18 protein-coding genes are annotated in these 15,903 nt (G+C 65.4%); 15 read left to right on the top strand and 3 right to left on the bottom strand.

The features are described from left to right. Nucleotide 1 precedes the first annotated feature (1 nt). The 14 genes from CQW31_RS14520 (at nucleotide 2) to CQW31_RS14455 (ending at nucleotide 13,409) form a co-directional block, all read left to right on the top strand. The gene (locus tag CQW31_RS14520; RefSeq protein WP_009876604.1) at nucleotides 2-361 is read left to right on the top strand and encodes a TIGR03745 family integrating conjugative element membrane protein; all 360 of its coding nucleotides are present in this window, start codon (nucleotides 2-4) and stop codon (nucleotides 359-361) included. Nucleotides 362-373: 12 nt separating this feature from the next. Beyond that, complete coding sequence (locus tag CQW31_RS14515) at nucleotides 374-784, top strand: TIGR03750 family conjugal transfer protein (RefSeq protein ID WP_003158639.1); 411 nt, start codon at nucleotides 374-376, stop codon at nucleotides 782-784. Continuing rightward, on the top strand, nucleotides 781-1,470 hold the full coding sequence (locus CQW31_RS14510) for a PFL_4703 family integrating conjugative element protein (RefSeq protein ID WP_009876605.1): 690 nt from the start codon (nucleotides 781-783) through the stop codon (nucleotides 1,468-1,470). Before CQW31_RS14515 ends, CQW31_RS14510 begins: the two co-directional genes overlap by 4 nt. Then, nucleotides 1,467-2,384, top strand: coding sequence for a TIGR03749 family integrating conjugative element protein (locus CQW31_RS14505; protein WP_099814793.1), 918 nt, complete (start codon nucleotides 1,467-1,469; stop codon nucleotides 2,382-2,384). The genes CQW31_RS14510 and CQW31_RS14505 overlap by 4 nt, the downstream gene beginning before the upstream one ends. After that, entirely contained in the window at nucleotides 2,374-3,804 is a 1,431-nt protein-coding gene (locus CQW31_RS14500; RefSeq protein ID WP_011871453.1) for a TIGR03752 family integrating conjugative element protein, read from the top strand. The genes CQW31_RS14505 and CQW31_RS14500 overlap by 11 nt, the downstream gene beginning before the upstream one ends. Then, on the top strand, nucleotides 3,785-4,225 hold the full coding sequence (locus CQW31_RS14495; protein ID WP_003158644.1) for a TIGR03751 family conjugal transfer lipoprotein: 441 nt from the start codon (nucleotides 3,785-3,787) through the stop codon (nucleotides 4,223-4,225). Before CQW31_RS14500 ends, CQW31_RS14495 begins: the two co-directional genes overlap by 20 nt. Further along, the gene (locus CQW31_RS14490; protein ID WP_009876609.1) at nucleotides 4,225-7,107 is read left to right on the top strand and encodes a conjugative transfer ATPase; all 2,883 of its coding nucleotides are present in this window, start codon (nucleotides 4,225-4,227) and stop codon (nucleotides 7,105-7,107) included. The genes CQW31_RS14495 and CQW31_RS14490 overlap by 1 nt, the downstream gene beginning before the upstream one ends. Nucleotides 7,108-7,120: 13 nt before the next feature. Beyond that, complete coding sequence (locus CQW31_RS14485; RefSeq protein ID WP_011871455.1) at nucleotides 7,121-7,885, top strand: DsbA family protein; 765 nt, start codon at nucleotides 7,121-7,123, stop codon at nucleotides 7,883-7,885. A 184-nt stretch (nucleotides 7,886-8,069) separates the two neighbouring features. After that, complete coding sequence (locus CQW31_RS14480; protein WP_009876611.1) at nucleotides 8,070-8,564, top strand: JAB domain-containing protein; 495 nt, start codon at nucleotides 8,070-8,072, stop codon at nucleotides 8,562-8,564. Between the two features lie 158 nt (nucleotides 8,565-8,722). Next, the gene (locus CQW31_RS14475) at nucleotides 8,723-9,169 is read left to right on the top strand and encodes a TIGR03757 family integrating conjugative element protein (RefSeq protein ID WP_011871456.1); all 447 of its coding nucleotides are present in this window, start codon (nucleotides 8,723-8,725) and stop codon (nucleotides 9,167-9,169) included. Beyond that, nucleotides 9,166-10,113, top strand: a complete 948-nt coding sequence (locus tag CQW31_RS14470) for a TIGR03756 family integrating conjugative element protein (RefSeq protein WP_009876613.1) — start codon at nucleotides 9,166-9,168, stop codon at nucleotides 10,111-10,113. Before CQW31_RS14475 ends, CQW31_RS14470 begins: the two co-directional genes overlap by 4 nt. A gap of 69 nt (nucleotides 10,114-10,182) precedes the next feature. Beyond that, nucleotides 10,183-11,520, top strand: coding sequence for an integrating conjugative element protein (locus tag CQW31_RS14465; RefSeq protein ID WP_009876614.1), 1,338 nt, complete (start codon nucleotides 10,183-10,185; stop codon nucleotides 11,518-11,520). After that, nucleotides 11,517-11,876, top strand: a complete 360-nt coding sequence (locus CQW31_RS14460) for a hypothetical protein (protein ID WP_009876615.1) — start codon at nucleotides 11,517-11,519, stop codon at nucleotides 11,874-11,876. The genes CQW31_RS14465 and CQW31_RS14460 overlap by 4 nt, the downstream gene beginning before the upstream one ends. Nucleotides 11,877-11,891: 15 nt before the next feature. Further along, nucleotides 11,892-13,409, top strand: a complete 1,518-nt coding sequence (locus CQW31_RS14455; RefSeq protein ID WP_009876616.1) for a conjugal transfer protein TraG N-terminal domain-containing protein — start codon at nucleotides 11,892-11,894, stop codon at nucleotides 13,407-13,409. Between the two features lie 13 nt (nucleotides 13,410-13,422). Here CQW31_RS14455 and CQW31_RS14450 read toward each other — a convergent pair whose 3' ends face one another. The 3 genes from CQW31_RS14450 to CQW31_RS14440 are packed head-to-tail and all read right to left on the bottom strand — an operon-like array spanning nucleotide 13,423 to nucleotide 14,603. After that, nucleotides 13,423-13,800, bottom strand: a complete 378-nt coding sequence (locus CQW31_RS14450) for a DUF3742 family protein (protein WP_011871459.1) — start codon at nucleotides 13,798-13,800, stop codon at nucleotides 13,423-13,425. A 27-nt stretch (nucleotides 13,801-13,827) separates the two neighbouring features. Then, a complete protein-coding gene (locus CQW31_RS14445; protein ID WP_009876618.1) occupies nucleotides 13,828-14,286 on the bottom strand; it encodes a type II toxin-antitoxin system YhaV family toxin in 459 nt (152 codons plus the stop codon). Beyond that, the gene (locus CQW31_RS14440) at nucleotides 14,286-14,603 is read right to left on the bottom strand and encodes a type II toxin-antitoxin system PrlF family antitoxin (protein ID WP_009876619.1); all 318 of its coding nucleotides are present in this window, start codon (nucleotides 14,601-14,603) and stop codon (nucleotides 14,286-14,288) included. The genes CQW31_RS14445 and CQW31_RS14440 overlap by 1 nt, the downstream gene beginning before the upstream one ends. Before the next feature lie 305 nt (nucleotides 14,604-14,908). Between CQW31_RS14440 and mobH the strand changes: the two genes are divergently transcribed. Next, nucleotides 14,909-15,903, top strand: a 995-nt coding sequence (gene mobH / locus CQW31_RS14435; protein WP_178075569.1) for a MobH family relaxase, incomplete at its 3' end; no start/stop codon positions are given.

The raw sequence follows: 15,903 nt of genomic DNA, 5'->3' as shown, positions 1-15,903 counted from the left end.
CATGCAAAACCGCATCCTCACTTCCCGTTTTGTCCAGCGCGCCACCGTGGCTCTGGGCGCCGCCGCGCTGCCCGCGCTGTCGTTCGCGCAGGGGTTGCCGCAACTGGAGAACCCGACCCGCGGCACGGGCAACGGCATCATGGAAACGATCAGGAACTACGGCTACGACATCATCATGCTCGTGGCCCTGCTGGTTGTGGCGTCGATGTTCATTGGCGTGTGCTACCACGCCTACGGCACCTACGCGGAAATCCACACTGGTCGCAAAACCTGGGGCCAATTCGGCCTCACGGTCGCCATCGGCGCGGTGCTGCTCGTGATCGGCATCTGGCTGCTCACCGAAGCCACCGGCATCCTGTAAGGCGAGGCCGGTATGTCCGAGCAGCAGCACGTCCGTGCTGACGGGACGGTCACGTTCCTTCCGCACCGGCTCAACCGCCATCCCGTTGTCGTGCGCGGCCTCACCGCCGACGAGCTGTGGATCTGCTGCGGCCTGTCCGGCGCCGCCGGCCTGCTGGTCGGTGCGCCGCTGTCCTGGGTGTTCCGCACGATCGCGCTCGCGCCCACGTTCGTCGTGCTGGGCGTGGCCTTCGGCGTGTTCATCGGGGGCGGCATCCTGCGTCGCCTCAAGCGTGGGCGTCCCGACACCTGGCTGTATCGGCAACTCCAGTGGCGCATCGCCACGCGCTATCCGCTGGTGGCGGGCTGGGTGGGCGGCCATGTGCTGATCTCACGCTCCGGCTTCTGGACCACCCGAAGGTCTGCTGCAAGGGGGGCACGATGAGCCGCTTCAAGAACGAGATCACCCATCTGCAGGCGCACATCAAGACGCTTCGCCTGGGTGCTGGCGCGCTGGTCATCGTCGCCCTGGTCATGGGCGGCGGCTGGTGGAGCGCTCCGCGCGACCTGACCATCCACGTCCCGCCTGATCTGCGCTCCGGCAGTACCCGCAAGTGGTGGGAAGTGCCGCCCGAATCGGTCTATGCGTTCACGTTCTACGTGTTTCAGACCCTCAACCGCTGGCCGACGAATGGCGAAGAGGACTATGCGCGTAATCTCCACACGCTCTCGCCGTACCTCACCCCATCCTGCCAGGCCTTCCTGCGGGCGGACTACGACTATCGCCGCTCCACGGGCGAGCTGCGTCAGCGCGTGCGCGGCATCTACGAAATCCCCGGTCGCGGCTACGGTGACGACCCCACGGCGCGCGTGCGCGTGGTGTCCGACCGCGACTGGGTGGTGACGCTGGACATCACCGCAGACGAGTACTACGGGGCGGAACAAGTCAAGCGGGCTTTGGTGCGCTACCCCGTGAAAGTCACGCGGGTGGACATCGATCCCGCTCGCAATCCGTTTGGCCTGGCGCTCGACTGCTACGAGGGTGCGCCCCAGCGCATCAGCACACCGGAGCCGTCGCGCCCGGCACCTGGCGGCCTGTCTCCGCAAGCGCCTCAAGGAGAAACCCCATGAAGCACCTTGTACTCGCACTGCTGGGGCTGCTGGCCGTCGCCTCGGCTCCTTTTGCCCAGGCCGTGGAGATCCTTCGCTGGGAACGCATGCCCCTGGCCGTGCCCCTGCGTGTCGGGCAGGAGCGCGTCGTGTTTATCAACCGGAACGTCCGCGTGGGCGTGCCCGCGGGCGTCGGCGAGCGCTTGCGGGTGCAGAGTGCGGGCGGCGCGGTGTACCTGCGCGCGAGCGGGCCGATCGAGCCCACACGGCTGCAATTGCAGGATGCCGACACGGGCGCGCTGATTCTGCTCGATATCGCGGCCGAGCCGGCCAAGGACGGCGAAGCCGAGTTGGAGCCGGTGCGCATCGTCGAGGGCGACAGCGCCCCGACGCGCTATGGCGATCAAGCCGACGGAGCAGACGACGCCCCGGCGCGCGCCCAGGACCAGGCAGGCGCGCGGGCAGCGCGGCGTGAAACCCCGGTTCCGGTCGTGCTGACGCGCTTCGCCGCGCAGAACCTCTACGCACCGCTGCGCACCGTGGAGCCGCTGCCGGGCGTCATGCGGGTGAACCTGCGCCGCGATCTCGACCTCGGCACGCTGGTGCCGACGCTGCCGGTGCGCGCAGTTGCGCTCGCCTCGTGGCGTCTGGAAGACCAGTGGGTCACAGCCGTGCGCCTCACCAATAGCAGCGGCGGCTGGATCACCCTGGACCCGCGCGTGTTGCAGGGCGATTTCCTCACCGCCACCTTCCAGCACGAAGCACTCGGCCCGCGCGGGACGCCAGAGGACACGACCGTCCTGTACTTGGTGACGCGGGGGCACGGCCTCGCGCAATCGCTGCTGCCGGCGATCAACCGCTTCGACCCAGCCGTGCATCTGCCGCAGCCCGAAGCCGAGGCCACCGACGACAAGGAGGCCCGCCATGCGCAGTAACGGACTCCTGAAGTGGTTAATGATCCCCGTGGCCCTGCTGGTGCTGTTCGTCGCCATCCGGCTGTTTTCGGGTGGAGGCTCGTCGGCGCCGCCCGCTGCGGATGCCGGCGCCAAGCTCACGCCGGAGGAGATGAAGGCGCTGGGCATCGAGGGCGATACCCCCCGCGATACCGTGGCGACGCTCGTGGCGCAAGTGAAGCAGTTGCGCACCGAACTGCAGACGGCGCTGTCCGACAACAAGTCCCAGCGCGAAGAGAACCAGCGCCTGCGCCAACGCGAGAACTCGATCGACCAGCGCATCAATTCGGCGCTGGAGACCGAGCGCTCCAACCTGCGCCGCGACCAGCAGCAGGCAGCCAGCGAACGCCAGCAGACCGAGGGACTGCTCGCCGACCTGCAGCGGCGCCTGGAAGGCATCGGCGGGCGCGGCGGCGGCCACGCCGATCTACCCGTGGGCCTGGGGCTGCGTAACGGCGACGAGGCAGGCATGGAAGGCGGCGTGCGCTGGGTCGAGCCGGACGACGCGAAGCCCGCTGATGGGCGTAACGGCAGTCGCGGCACGGGTGGCGGCATGAGCTTTCCGACGAGCTTCGGCCCCGCGCAGAGCACGCTGGAAACCACGGCACAAACCGTGGCGAACGCGGGCGCCCGCGCCGCAGGCGTCAAGAGCGCCAAGCCGGTCTATACGGTGCCGACCAACTCGACGCTGATGGGATCGGTGGCAATGACGGCGCTGATCGGCCGCGTGCCGATCGACGGTACGGTCAACGATCCGTATCCGTTCAAAGTCCTGGTCGGTCCCGACAATCTCACGGCAAACGGTATCGACATTCCCGACGTGGCGGGCGCCGTGTTTTCCGGCACGGCCTCGGGCGACTGGACGCTCTCTTGCGTGCGCGGCCAGGTGCGCAGCATCACCTTTGTGTTCCATGACGGGACCATTCGGACGATTCCCGAAGACCGCGACGGCAACCAGCAGAACAACCAGCAGCAGAACTCTCAAAGTGGGGGCCTGGGCTGGATCAGCGATCCCTATGGCATTCCCTGCGTCAGCGGAGAGCGGCGCAGCAACGCCCAGCAGTACCTCGGTTCGCAGGCGCTGATCACCGCGGCGGGTGCTGGCGTGGCCTCGCTCATCGACAGCGACAGCGGTCAGATGTCCTACGTGGGCGCAGACGGTTCCATCGGCAGCGTCGGCATTTCCAGCAACGAGGCCGTAGGTCGCATCCTGGCCGGTGGCGTGCGCGACATGGCCGATTGGGTGAACAAGTTGTACGGCCAGGCCTTCGCCGCCGTCTATGTCCAACCCGGCGCAAAGGTCGCCGTCCACCTCGAAAAGCCGCTCGCCATCGATTTCGATCCCGAAGGTCGCAAGGTCGATCACCGTGCAGGAGAAAGCCATGCTCTCGAACTTGAATAAGGGCCTGGCGCTGGCCCTTGCCGTCGCGGTGCTCGGCGGCTGCGCCACCAGCAAGGAAAAGCTGCTGCCCCACGGCGACAGCACGATGATGGACATCTGGCAGCAGAACGCCGGTGACGGCGGCGGTGGCGCCGGCCAGGTGGCACGCAGGCAATTGCTCGACGCGCGCCAGAGCCTGCGCCGGCCGCTGACCGAGATGGATGTACAGGCCGCGCCCGCCGAGCAGATGCGCTACACGCGCACAGCGCGCAACGAGGTCTATCGCCAGTTCCAGCGCCTGCCGAATCCCGACCTGGTGATGTACGTGTACCCGCACCTGGCAGGCACGGACCCGGTGCCCGTGCCGGGCTATACGACGGTTTTTCCCTTGTACCAGCGCGTGCAGTACGCCATGCCGGGCGAGCGCGTGGAGGACTACTGATGCGCTGGAAACTCCCCTGGCACAAGTCGGCCGCGCCGAAGCTGGCCGCATCCGGCGCAGGCGATGACGAGCGGCCGGAGGGCTGGCAACGCCACGTCGAGGCCTTGCGCCAGGCCGGCATCCCAGAACCCGGCACGGCGGTCCATGGCCGCAGGCCGGCGACCGTGGCCGACGAGCAGGCGCTGTACGACGTCGCGCCGTCGTTCGCGGAATTCCTGCCCTGGGTGGAGTTCCTGCCCGATTCGAAGTCCATGCTGCTGGAAGACGGGCAATCGGTCGCGGCATTCTACGAGCTGGTGCCGCTGGGCACCGAGGGCCGGGAACCCGGCTGGCTCGCGCATGCCCGCGACGCCTTGGAGAACGCGCTCCAGGACTCGTTCGATGAACTGGACGAGAACCCCTGGGTACTCCAGCTCTACGCCCAGGACGAACCCAGCTTCGACCAGTACATGCAGACCCTGCGCGACTACGTGCAGCCGCGCGCCCGCAATACGGCTTTCACCGAGTTCTACCTTCGCTTCTTCGGACACCACCTGCGCGCGGTAGCGAAGCCGGGCGGGCTGTTCGAGGACACGGTGGTCACGCGGCTGCGTTGGCGCGGCCAGACGCGGCGCGTGCGCATGGTCGTCTATCGCCGGGCCACCGGGCAGGCGAGCCGCCGCGGCCAGACGCCCGAGCAGATGCTGAACATCGTCTGTGATCGCCTGTGTGGCGGGCTGGCGAACGCCGGCATCCAGGCCCGGCGCATGGTCGCGGCCGACGTCCATGACTGGCTACTGCGGTGGTTTAACCCGCGTCCCACGCTGCTCGGCCCTGGGGTCGAGGACCGCGAACGCTTCTATGCGCTGGCACGCTACCCCGACGAGACAGAAGACGGTGAGATCGAGCTGGCGAGCGGACGGGATTTCAGCCAGCGGCTTTTCTTCAGCCAGCCACGTTCGGACGCGGAGCACGGCACCTGGCACTTCGACGGCATGCCGCATCGTGTGCTGGTCACTGACCGGCTGCGCATGCCGCCCGGCACGGGGCATTTGACTGGCGAAACTCGCAAAGGCGATGCGATCAATACGCTGTTCGATCAGATGCCCGAGGACACGACGATGTGTCTGACCATGGTGGCGACCCCCCAGGACATCCTCGAATCGCACCTGAACCACCTGGCGAAGAAGGCAGTCGGCGAAACACTGGCATCGGAACAGACGCTCAAGGATGTGCAGGAGGCCCGCTCGCTGATCGGCAGCGCGCACAAGCTGTACCGGGGAACACTGGCGTTCTATTTGCGCGGCCGGGATGAAGCCGAACTGGACCGGCGCGGCCTTGATCTGGCGAACGTGATGCTTAACGCCGGTTTGCAGCCCGTGCGCGAGGACGATGAAGTCGCGCCTTTGAACAGTTATCTGCGCTGGCTGCCGTGCTGCTACAACCCGAGCCAGGATCGACGGAACTGGTTCACCCAACTGATGTTCGCCCAGCACGTGGCGAACCTCTCACCGGCCTGGGGCCGCAGCCAGGGCACGGGCCATCCGGGTAATACGTTCTTCAATCGAGGCGGCGGGCCGATCACCTTTGACCCGCTCAACCGCCTGGATCGGCAGATGAACGCGCACCTGTTCCTGTTCGGCCCCACCGGCTCCGGCAAAAGCGCAACGCTCAACAACCTCTTGAACCAGGTCACGGCCATCTACCGGCCGCGCCTCTTCATCGTGGAAGCCGGCAACAGCTTCGGCTTGTTCAGCGATTTCGCCAAGCGCCTGGGCCTGACTGTGAACCGGGTCAAGCTGGCCCCAGGCTCGGGCATCAGCCTGGCGCCGTTCGCCGACGCGCGTCGGCTGATCGAAACGCCGAGCGACGTGCAGACGCTGGATGCCGATGTGCTGGACGAGGACATGCCACCCGATGCATCGGCCATGGAAGCGGACGAGCAGCGCGACGTACTCGGCGAGTTGGAAATCACCGCACGGCTGATGATCACCGGCGGCGAGGATAAAGAAGAGGCCCGGATGACGCGGGCCGATCGCTCGCTCATCCGCCAGTGCATCCTCGACGCCGCCGAGCATTGCGTGGCCGAGAAGCGCACGGTGCTCACGCGCGACGTGCGCAACGCGCTGCGCGAGCGCGGCCAGGACCCAACGCTGCCAGAGATGCGGCGCGTGCGGCTGCTGGAGATGGCAGATGCCATGGACATGTTCTGTCAAGGCACCGATGGCGAAATGTTCGACCGCGACGGCACGCCGTGGCCCGAGGCCGACATCACCCTGGTCGATCTGGCGACCTATGCCCGCGAAGGCTACAACGCGCAGCTTTCCATCGCCTACATCAGCCTGATCAGCACGGTGAACAACATCGCCGAGCGCGACCAGTACCTGGGCCGCCCGATCATCAACGTGACCGATGAAGGGCACATCATCACCAAGAACCCGCTGCTCGCGCCCTACGTCGTGAAGATCACGAAGATGTGGCGCAAGTTGGGTGCCTGGTTTTGGCTCGCGACGCAGAATATCGACGATCTGCCGCGCGCCGCGGAACCCATGCTCAACATGATCGAGTGGTGGATCTGCCTGTCGATGCCGCCGGACGAGGTAGAGAAGATCGCCCGGTTCCGCGAACTCTCGCCCGCGCAGAAAGCGCTGATGCTTTCGGCGCGCAAAGAGGCGGGGAAATTCACCGAGGGCGTCATCCTCTCCAAGAGCATGGAAGTGCTGTTCCGCGCCGTGCCGCCGAGCCTGTACCTCGCGCTCGCGCAAACCGAACCCGAAGAGAAGGCAGAGCGCTACCAGCTCATGCAGCAATACGGCTGCACCGAGCTGGAAGCAGCTTTCAAGGTCGCCGAGAAGATCGACCAGGCACGCGGCATCGAGTCGCCGGCCTTGGAACTGTCGTAAGCCGGAGAACACCATGGAGCAGAAGCGTCCTTCCATTCCGATACAAGTCCAGGCGTTCCGCCGTCGCCACAGGCGGCCCCGCTGGCCTTGGGCCTTGACTGCTGCGCTGGTCGCGCTGCTGCTGATCTGGCTCGTGTCCCGGTCGCCCGGCGAATCCTCATCGCAGTCGCCCACGCCGGCTAGCACGGCGCAGATGGCCGGGCCGCCCTGGAAAATGGGCAACCCCGAGGGCCGTTTCACACTGACGCTCTATGCCGATCTGGAATGTCCGTTCTGCCGGGAGTACTTCCCGCAGCTCAAGCGCTGGGTCGGCAGCAACGCCGACGTGACCCTGCAATGGCATCACCAGCCGCTGGCTGCGCACGAGCCGGCCGCGTTGGCCGAGGCGCGTCTGGTCGAGTGCGTCGCCGAAGCCGGCGGGCATGCTGCCTTCTGGCGAGCCGTCGAGTGGGTCTATGCCCACACGCGCAGCGACGGCCTGGGACTGCCCGATGGCCTGCGCTACCCCGAATCGACGCCGGCCGTCGAGCAGTGCATGGCAAGCGAGCGGGTCGACGCGGCCATCCGCGCCCAGGCCGCGGAAGCCACGAAAAGCGGCGTGACGGCCACGCCGTCGCTGCGCCTGCTCGATCGCCAGACGGGTCAGTCCATCCTGCTGCAGGGACCGATCGAAGGCGATGCCTTGCTGTCGGCCATGGACATGCTGTCCGCTGATGAACCACCCGCCACACCCGCCACCGAAATGCCTGCCGACGTTGTCGGCGACATGCCCAGGTAGCCCGCGGTCCTTGAGGCTACGGCGCAGTCTTCTGCGCTGACCGCTCCCCGTTCGCTCCGCATCCTGGCCGCGAACAATCACCTCTGCGTGGTGGTGGATGCACCTTGTTCCGTTGTTCTCATCCCCAGGAGGGCTTGCCCTCCCAGGGCGTGCGCCCTCTGATCTCATCATCCGGAGGTTCGCCATGTCTCTCGTCGTCAATGACTCCTGCGTGGAGTCGCTTTCCGCTGTCGCAGCCCAGCGTGAGGACTGGATCATCCAGCAGGCTATCGCGCTGCTGGAGAGACGGATCTTCAAAGTCGGACCGTGCCTCAGCCGACCGGCCGCCGTGCGGGACTACCTGCGTCTAAAACTGGTCGCTGAGCCCAACGAGGTATTCGCAATCGTTTTCCTGGACAGCATGCACCAAGTGTTGGCCTACGAGCCGATGTTCAGGGGCACGATCAATTCGACTGCGGTCTATCCCCGTGTCGTCGTGCAGCGTGTATTGGAGCTGAAAGCCGCCGCAGTGGTCTTCGCGCACCAGCACCCCTCGGGTGTCACTGAGCCGTCGAGCGCCGATCGTGCGCTGACCCAGCAACTGCAGGCAGCGCTGGCGCTGATCGATGTTCGGGTACTGGATCACATCATCGTTGGCCAGGGGATTCCGTACTCCTTCGCGGAGCACAGCTTGCTGTAGCGCATCGTTCATTGATCACAACGGGGGCTTCGGCCTCCGTTTCTTCCTTGCCCCGAAGCAAGCAGGTATGCGGGGTGTCCGCGATGCGCATTGTTTGTGGGGGCTGCACCGGATTCGGCGTTTGACTATGGCCCTGATCAACTTCCGGGGCACGTGTCATGCCAGCATCTTTTCCCAGGTTCGCGCCAAGCTGGCGAGCCCTTGGCCTGGCCGTTGCACTGCCGGTGTCCTTGGGTGTCTTTAGTCCGGCCACATTCGCTGCCGATGTGCTGGTCATCACCGACAGCCGCCATCCGGTCAAGACCATGGGCGGCGAGCGGCTGATCGAGCTGGACGAAGCGCACCGGATCGAAGCGGAGCTTTCTGCGGAACTGCCCGCCGAACCCGAGCAGGCGACCGCCATCGTCAAGCGCCGACTGAACAGCGGCGGCACCGATCTCCAACGCCGCATCGCTTCCGCCTACCAGGGCGTCACCGACGCGTGGAGCCTGGGCATCACCAGCATCCCGGCCGTCGTGGTGGATCAACGCTACGTCGTCTATGGCGAACCGGATGTGGCCCGCGCAGTCGCTCGCATCGAGCAGCACTGGAGGGCCCAGCCGTGACCCGCCCATTCGACCTGATGCGCCGCCTGCGTGCTGGCGTGGCGTCCGTTCTGCTGCTCAGCGCCACGGGCAGCTACGCGCTCAACACCGCAACCATCGTCGGCTCGGTGGCATCGCCAGACTGCCTCGAATACCGCGTCGTCGGGATCTGCTACTGGCTCTACTGCACCTGGACGGGCTGTACGGTACGCACGTCCATCAAGGTCCGCCACTACATCCCCGATGCGATCGTCTCCAGCTACAGCAACACCGGCGAAAACCCCTGGATCGAAGTCCGGCCGATGAGCACGCCCAACCCATCCGCCCAAACCGGCGGGGACGGAACGACGAACGAGGACCACGAAAACAACCTCGCCAAGTTCAAGAACGCGGACGTCATCGGGCACCCGGGCGTCGAGGTGTTCAACCAGTTCGTGTCGTCCTCGGGCTACTTCTGCGAGGGTGCGGGCACGGCGTTCATGCCGTACTTGCTCGGCACCCTGGACACGCTGGCCTGGCGCTACAACGTGCCCGAGATGGCCTACCCGGAGGCGCTAATTCCCGGCATGCGTGAGGTCGGTGCACGCACCACGATGAACCTCTGGGGCAACGTGTATCCCCGCGGGGGTTTCCTGCACCAGACCGACGACCACAAGGCCAGTGCAGTGGTGGCCCAGCGCGCAGGCGATGTCGTCACGCGCCGGGGACAGATCCACGTTTATCAGCCGCTGCTCGCCAACTCCCGCGATGGCTACTGGCCGGCTGGCGCGCTCATGGAGAGCGATGCCTCGACGGGCAAGTGGCAGGAACTCACGCCAGTCCTGTCCTCGTCCTGCTCGGTCTTCCCGCGCAGCGGCGCCCTGACACAGGCCCGGCAAGGCGATTACGCCTGGGCGCTGTGGCGGCCCTATGCGTGCTGCGAACGCCGGGGCCAGGTGTTTCTCGGCAGCGTCGATTTCCTCTGAGGTGGTGCCATGAAGTTCCGTCCTGCATTCAATCCGTTCTCCCGCCGGGTACGTCGCACGAGGATCGTCATGGCGGTGGCCGGTGCGCTCGCGCTGACGAGCGGTGTGGCCTGGAGCCAACTGGGTTACCAGACCGGCGGCAGTGTCATCGGCGATGACGTCATGTACTCGATCGGCGGCGGAAACGCCGTGTCGATGGGACGTGCGGCTGGCATGCGCTCTCTCGGGGTCGGCGTGGGCTGGAACAGCAACTTGATCTGCGGTGACATGAGCATCCAGACCACGTTGAAGAATCAGCTCAACGGCGTCACCAACGGCTTCCAGCAAATCATGTCATCGGTGATCCAAAGCGCCACCAGCGCGGTGGCGTCGTTGCCGGCACTGATCATTCAGCGGGCCGATCCCGGCCTCTACAACCTGCTCACCAATGGCGTGTTGCAGGCACGGCTCGATTTCGACCGCTCCAAGCTGACGTGCCGTGCCATGGCGGAGAGGATGGCCGAGACGGCGGGCGGGCAGCTCGGCTGGAGCCAGATGGCAGAAGGCTTGGCGCTGCGCGATGCGGTGTCGAGCACGGATGCGGTCTCGGCCGTCGAGCAGGCCGAGACGCGCCGCGGCAATGACGGTGTGCCGTGGGTCGGGGGCAGCAACGCGGGAGGCTCCGGCCAGCCCGCGATCAAGGTCGTCGGCGATGTCACCCGCGCCGGCTACAACCTGGTCAACGGCCGCGGCGTGACCGATACATCGTCCATCGCACCGACCAGTTGCAGCAGTCTCTCGTGCCAGACCTGGACCTCGCCGCAGGCCGCCGTCGAGTGGGCCACGCGCGTACTCGGCGAGAAGGAACAGCGCACTTGCGATGCCTGCACCAAGACCGAGACGACGCCCGGCGTAGGGCTGACGCCGTTGATCCAAGAAGAATACGACGCCAAGCTGCAGGCGCTCCAGGATCTGGTGTCCAAGGCGAAGAACACGACGCCCGAGAACCTGCGCGAGGCTGGCAGTGCATCGCTGCCCATCACCCGCGGCGTGATCGAGGCGCTGCGTGACGAGCCGGACCAGCACCTGCTGTCGCAGCGCCTGGCGTCCGAGGTCGCGCTGTCCTCCGTGCTGGAGAAGGCGCTGTTGCTACAGCGCACGCTGCTCACGGGCAAGAAAGAGCCCAACGTCGCGGCCAACGAGCTTGCGGTGGAGGCCGTGAACAAGGAGAGCGATACGCTCGACCGCGAGATCCAGAACCTCAAAACGGAACTGGAACTGCGCCGCGAGCTGGCCAACAACTCGCCGATGGCCATCATTCAGCGCCATAGCACGCGCGCTTCGGGTTCGCGCGGCATCTACGAGGGCGATCCGGTGCCCGACCGTCTCGACCAACTCCAGAAGGGCAATCCGGGAGGTCGGCCATGAGCGAGGCTCGCATGACTTGGCGTCCACTACGCTGGCTGTTCAGCCGGCACGCGGCGAAAACCCTGCTATGGCTTGTGCTGGTCGTGGCCGCCGCCGTAGGGGCCAACGTCGCGGGCATCTACCTGGTCGGCAGTGTCGCGGCCTGGGAGCGGTGGCTGGCGGCGTCCGCAGGGTATTTCTTCATCTGGCGACTGTGCCTGTACGGCGGTACGGCCTATGGATGGGTCTGGATGCGCCGTCGGCTGCTGGCCCGCGAAGACAGCACGCAGGCGCGACGTCGGCTGATCCGCGCAGAGGTCGCCGGCGTCCTTGCCATTGTGGCGCTCGAAGCCAGCCTGTTGATGCAGGCCGCTTGAGGGGAGATCGAGGCAATGACGCTTTTCACGACCGACTACCTGGAGTACTACCTCACCCTCGTGTCCTGGATCGTCAACAACGGCATCTGGGCCGTGCTGGTGTCCAGCGGGGTGTTTGCGCTGCCCTTTGTGGCGATCGTCATCCAGGAATGGCTCAAGGCCAGAGCGGAGGGCGCCGACGAAGGCAACAAGGGCGTGCTCTCGGCGGCGCGCATCGAGAACCGAGTATTTGTGGCCATCGTGGTCGTGATGTTCGCCGGCATTCCGTTCATCGACGTCGACCTCAGCACTATCCAGTACGACAGCTCGCGCTCGGCGCAGTGCCAGGTCAGCGTGCCGCAGCCCGCGCAAACTGGCTGGTCGCAGTCCTTCAGCACCATCAACAACCAGTCGGCGAAGGTTCCGGTCTGGTGGGCTTTCATGCACGCGCTTTCGCGCGCCGTCACGAGCGCCTCGGTGGCTGCGATCCCGTGCGGCACGGATCTGCGGCAGATGCGGATGGAGATCGATGCCACACGCATCGACGACCCGGTGCTGGCCCAAGAAGTGGCGGATTTCACGCACGATTGCTATGGACCGGCTCGCGCCAAATTGTTCATGGCGCGGCCGGAGCTGGACGAAACGCAGATGAACGATGTGACCTGGATCGGTTCGAGGTTTTTCACGGACACGGGCGGTTACTACGACAGCTACCGCTCTAGCACGGCGCGCGAGGCATGGCCCTATGACGACACCCGCGACGCTGGGCTTGCGCAGGTTGCCAATGGTGGCGGCTACCCGACCTGCAGGCAGTGGTGGTCCGACGGCAGTAACGGACTGCGCGCGCGGCTGCTGGGGCAAGTGGACCCAAGCCTGCTGAATCGCCTGGCGGGCTGGGCTGGATTCCTGAGCCGGGCCGAGGTGGACGACTCCGTGATCCGCGCCATCGCGTCACCGCGGCAGCAGAAATTGAACCAAGGCAGCGTCTATACGGACTACGGCGGTCAGATCGACAAGACATTGCCCAATGTCGTCAACCGTGCCACCAGCGATGTTGGCTTGGCGGTTGGGGCTCTCGCCGCCTTCCCGGCAATGGACGTAGTGCGCCAAGCACTGCCCATGGTGCTCGCGCTGCTCAAGATGGCGCTCGTGATCTGCATTCCGCTAGTGCTGGTCGTGGGCACCTATGACCTGAAGATGGTCGTCACCGTCAGCACCGTCCAGTTCGCGCTGTTCTTCACGGACTTCTGGTTTCAGCTCGCACGCTGGATCGACAGCACCATCCTCGATGCGCTCTACGGGTGGGGCTTTGGCTGGAACCGGCCGCATACCAACTTCGACCCGCTGGTGGGGCTGAACAATGCCTTCGGCGACATGCTTTTGATGTTCGTCACCGGCACGATGTTCTTGGTCCTGCCGACTTTCTGGGTGGCAGCGCTTGGGTGGGTCGGAGTAAAAGCCGGGGTAATCGCTCAGAACCTGGCTGTCGGTTCCAAGGAAGCACGCGACAGCGCGGGATCAGGCGTAAACAAGGTTACCGGCAAGGTGCTTTGATCGGTCGCCCATTTCAGTCGTTGAACGGATCGTTCGGGTCGTGCGGGTCGATCCGCTGACCGCTGGACGAATACAGGCCAAAGCCTGCCTCGCCGTTTCGCAGTTCGTCCGGTTGCGTCCAGCGATCATCATTGACCGTCGAATTGCTGGCCGTCCATGCTGCGGCAACCCCAACCAGAAGCACCAACGCCAGCCAGAACGCGGCGTAGAACAGCAATCCCAGCGCGACCAGCTTCACTACCCATACGAGCACGGTGGCCCCGGCAAGCGGCATCCCCTTGGAGGCGAGCCAACACGACAACCTTCGCTCGCCGCGCGCATAGGCGCGCCATCCACGGCCAACGCTGCGGCCGAGGCGTTCTGCGGTGCTGATGCGGGTTGTCGTGTTCATGGTCGTCTCCTGCTACATGAGGAATGCCTATTCCAGTTTGCTCCAATCCTGCTTGCTTGCCTGCACCAATACGTTCCAATCGTCTGGTGGATTTCCACGTCCGAGCATTTTCTCGAACACGGCATAGGGATCTGACTTGCTCCCCGAAGACCGCAAGGTCTGCTCATCATTGACCCAGGCGTACACGATGACCTTGGCCTTCGAGTCGTACCGGAAGAACAACCGGAACCGCCTTCCGATCTTGGCCCTTCGCCAGTGCCGGTGGGCCAGCCCCAGGGTGTTGCCCTGGCGGTACTCGTCGCGTGCCGGATCACCGGGCACCACATCTAATATCAACTGGTTCAAGGCCCGGAAGAGCTTGACGTTGGCGTTGGACTCGAAGCCCTCCGGGTCGTTCTCCTGCGCGCGCCGTGCGGCTGCGTGCAGCTTCTGCAACTGCTCGATCACACAGTCGTGGAACAGCAATGCCCAGCCATGCCGTTGCATCAGAGTTCCACTTCGCCGTCGATTTCCTCGTCCAGCTTCACGCCGTGACCCGCTTGCTCCAGCATGGCGCGAGTTAGATCCTCGGGCAGACCATGGACGTTCCGGCCCGCCTCGATGTCGCGGGCCAGCAGACTCAGGAACGCACCGATGGCGGGGTCCTCGTGCTCGGCGTCGGCACGGGTCACGACGACTTCTCCGTCACGCAGGTCGAACGCAACCTTGCCGCCGGCATCGACACCGAGCGCCTGCCGGATGGGCTTGGGCAGCGTGATCTGGCCTTTGGAGGTCAGCGTGGCAACTTCATGAATGGCAGGCATGGCCGTTCTCCTAATAGCGATGCCCTGATGGTAAGGAATATTCCTTACCATGTCAATATGGGGTCTCATGGCGTCCTCCCGAGTCCAAGAATCGGCCCATCGTAGGGCGGGAACACCAAGCCTTCACGCATCAATCCGGCCCGCCGAACCTCGCATTGGCCGTGGACGGTCAATGCCCCACGCCCTATACCCAAATGGTTAAAGGCTAAAGGGCCGAAAGGGCAAGGGAATGGGGTGCAAGGGGAAAGGCCCTACCTCGAAAAGGCGAAAAGGCCCCCCGCTCGGCCCACCACCAGGACACCCGCATGCTCTTTCTGTTCCAGCGGAAACGACCTCCGGTCGCTGCCGCTCCGTCGCCAGCGCCCGCCCTCGATCTCCCGAAAGGGCTGCTGCGGCCCGAGTCGGCCGCATCGCTGCTGGCCACGCCGCGCCGGCAGAAGCTGCTGGAATACATCTGGCAGCGCACCTCCCTCTCGCGCAAGCAGTTCGTCACCCTGTACCGCACGCCGCTGGAACGATATGCCGAGCTGGTCCAGCAATTTCCCGCTTCCGAAAGCCACCATCACGCTTACCCGGGCGGCATGCTCGACCACGGCCTGGAAATCGTCGCCTACAGCCTGAAGCTGCGCCAGTCCCATCTGCTGCCCATCGGTGCCAGCCCCGAGGACCAGGCGGCGCAGTCCGAGGCCTGGACCGCCGCCGTCGCCTACGCGGCACTACTGCACGACATCGGCAAGATCGCTGTCGATCTGCACGTCGAACTCGCCGACGGCAACACCTGGCATCCCTGGCACGGGCCGCTGCTCCAGCCGTACCGCTTCCGCTATCGTGAGGATCGTGAATACCGCTTGCATAGTGCTGCAACAGGTCTGCTCTACCGCCAACTGCTCGATCGGCACGTCTTGGACTGGCTCAGTGGCTACCCGGCGCTATGGGCCCCGCTGCTCTACGTCTTGGCCGGACAGTACGAGCATGCCGGGGTCCTGGGCGAGCTTGTCGTGCAGGCTGATCGCGCTTCTGTGGCTCAGGAGCTGGGTGGTGATCCGGCCCGCGTCATGGCAGCACCCAAGCACGCACTGCAACGCAAGCTGCTCGACGGGCTGCGTTATCTGCTCAAGGAAGAGTTGAAGCTGAACCAGCCGGAAGCCTCCGATGGCTGGCTCACCGAGGATGGTTTGTGGCTGGTGAGCAAGACGGTTTCGGACAAACTGCGCGCACACCTCCTGTCTCAGGGGATCGATGGCATTCCTGCGAACAACACCGCCGTGTTCAACGTGCTGCAAGACCACGGCATGCTCCA

The organism is Pseudomonas sp. 382 (assembly GCF_002759075.1).
Lineage (GTDB): Bacteria > Pseudomonadota > Gammaproteobacteria > Pseudomonadales > Pseudomonadaceae > Aquipseudomonas > Aquipseudomonas vlassakiae.
Note: the sequence above shows the minus strand (reverse complement) of the source record. Positions and strands in the feature narration are given on the sequence as shown.